At 27.1% G+C, this 2,780-nt stretch carries 1 protein-coding gene and 1 pseudogene; both read right to left on the bottom strand.

Annotated features, from left to right (window positions below; all coding sequences use genetic code 11):
- Nucleotides 1-24: 24 nt before the first annotated feature.
- Nucleotides 25-1,884, bottom strand: coding sequence for a motility associated factor glycosyltransferase family protein (locus FBF10_RS08375; protein ID WP_010891925.1), 1,860 nt, complete (start codon nucleotides 1,882-1,884; stop codon nucleotides 25-27).
- Nucleotides 1,881-2,780: pseudogene (locus FBF10_RS08370) on the bottom strand (motility associated factor glycosyltransferase family protein); the annotation flags it as partial. The pseudogene FBF10_RS08370 and the gene FBF10_RS08375, both read right to left, overlap by 4 nt.

Here is a 2,780-nt window from a genome sequence, read left to right as displayed (position 1 = left end):
GGTGAAGGTCATTGGAAATCCTAATTATTTTTTGATTATATCGTCAAAATTCCAATTTTCTAAACTTTTTTCTATGGTTTTGTTTTGAGTATCAAGATATCCTAAACCTTGGATAAACCAATTGTGTTGTATTTTCAAAAAGTCTATTAAATTTTCTTTTTGCTTATTTGTGTTTAAAACTTCAAATTTTAAAATTTCGCATTCGTTATGAAAATAAATAGCTTGACAAAGTTCATTAAAAAGCTTGAGTTTTTTAAATTCTTTAAAAAGATTTAAAAGATCATTTTTGATTTTTTCAAGAGTTTGAAAATTCTTGTCATTTTTTTCTAAAGTGTATCTAAGCTTTTGAAGCTGAGTTTGAGTTTTTTTTATAAATTCTTTGGATTCTAAAATGCTTTTTTGGAGATATTTTTTTGTTTTTTCTAATTTTTCTTTGGCTAGTTTTTTATCTAGAAATTTTGGAAAATCAAAAGGTTTATTTAAATCTTTATCAAGTAAATTCTCACAAGCCCATAAAAAAGGTTTTTCTATAGTTCCTTCTATTCTTGCTCCACCTTCGGTGCAGTTGTAGGTGGTGATATTGAGTTTTTCTTTTGCCCAAAATATATCTTTTTCAAAAGCTTGACGAAACAAATTCCAAGTAAGTTGTGTTCTTACTTTGCCTTTTCCTCCATAAGCTAGTGTATATTTTTCTCCTCTGATTTCTTCACCTTGACTTCCATGTATATGCTCTTTAGGATGTGAACTTCCATCCTCGCCATAAGCTAAATCCTGTCCTATAAAAATGATATTTTCAAATCTTAAAGCTCCTGCTAGTTCATAGATCATATTGGAAACACTGTGTCCTACTCCAAGATATCCATATTCATCAAGTTTTAAACTAGCTGCAAAATTTAAAGGGCGATGTACAAGCATATAAGCTCTTTGATCTTTTTCTAAAAAATCTAATACTTCTTTGTGAACCACAGAAGCAAGTATGAAAAGTATGCCTTTGTTAAAATCGCCAAAATCATTATCAAAACATTTAGAAACTATATCATCACGCTCTAGCATGCAAACATAATCAGGCTTTATACCATGTTTAGCTAAAATAGGATAAGAAGAATCCGCACAAAAAATTGTAGCTTTATTAGCATATTTTTTTAACAAAGGAAGTTGTTTTATAAGACTTGGTCCTGTAGAAACAATGATAGCATTTTCAACCTTAGCTCTTCTTTCTTTGAGAAATTCTTGAAAAATTCCATGATTTAACATTTTAGGGAGATTATCTAGGGTATGTTTGATTCCAACTAAAGAATCATGTGGATCATTACCTTTGTTTAAAACGATAAATCGTATCATTTCTATCAGTTGAGTATTTATATTTTGTATTTGAGTACTATAAAATTGTTGATAAAAATCATTATGGATAAAAAGATTAAAAATTTTTACACTTTTTTGAATGATTTCATAAGTAAAAAGTGTGGTGAGTTGTGCTGTATTAATATTTGGAGTATAAAAAAGTATTAGTTGTTCTTTTTTTAATTCTTCGCTAAAATCAAATAAATGAAAAGCTAAAGTTAAAATTTCAAGATTGTCTTCAAAAATGATAATGTGTTTATGTTGTTTGTTTTTACATAAAGTTTTATAAAACATTCCATTTCCAAAGCCATAAAAAAACAAAACAGGATATTTGTTATATTCGGTTTTAAACAGAGTAAGGTTTTCCAAAAGCTCTTTATTGGGATTTTCATAAAGAAAAATATCATCTTTTTTAAAATTTATTCCATTTTCATCTTGGATAAGTGCAAAAGTTAAGTATTTAAGTGATCTTAGTGTACAAGCTAAAAACTCATCGACCTCAAACAAAGCTTGAGTATTTTTTAAAAAAAGCTCTTCTCTCACCTTCTCATTTCCATCCATTTATCTAATTTTCTTTCTTTAAGTTTTTCTTCTAAAGGAAGTATATTTTTAATCAAAGCATTTTCTTGTGCTTTAATATGTCCATAAACTAATTCCATAAATTCTAAATGTTCTTTTATCCAAAGAATACTTTTATTAAAAGCATCTTCTTTGGTTTTAGGATTTAAAACATAAATTCTAGCAAGATTAAGTTCAAATTGTGTTAGTAAAGGGCCTAAAATTTGTATCAAATCTTTTTGAGTATTGTAAAGTTCATCTATTTGAGTTTTGGTTTTGTCTATATCTTGAATAATTTCTTGAATAAAAATTTCATTTTTTTGAGAATTTTGTAAACTCATAAAAGAGTTTTTTATTTTATCATAAACTTTAATAAAATTATCGTTAAAATCTCTACAATGCTTAATACTTTTACAAACTTTATAATAAGCCTTAAGTAAAAATTCATTTTGTTTATTTAAACTTAAAGGTTCTAATTTTTCAAAAGGTTTATTTAAATCTTTATCAAGTAAATTCTCACAAGCCCATAGAAAAGGTTTTTCTATGGTTCCTTTTATCCTTGCTCCACCTTCGGTGCAGTTGTAAACTTTAGTATCTAAATACTTTTGTATTTTTTGCACATCTTGCTCTAAATTTCGTTTAAACATAAGCCAGACATGGTGAGTTTTGATTTTTTCTTTCCCACCATAAGCCTCGGTTAAAATATGTTCATACATTTGACTTTCATAATTAGCTGAATTTTGATAATCATCAGGATGAGAATTGCCATTTTCAGCATAAGCTAAATCCTGTCCTATAAAAATGATGTTTTTATGATTTAAATGTAAGGAAAGATAACAAGCCATATGTGCAACACTAAATCCCATGTTAAAATATCCAAA

Source organism: Campylobacter sp. CFSAN093249 (assembly GCF_011067895.1).
Taxonomy (GTDB): Bacteria; Campylobacterota; Campylobacteria; order Campylobacterales; family Campylobacteraceae; genus Campylobacter_D; species Campylobacter_D jejuni.
Note: the sequence above shows the minus strand (reverse complement) of the source record. Positions and strands in the feature narration are given on the sequence as shown.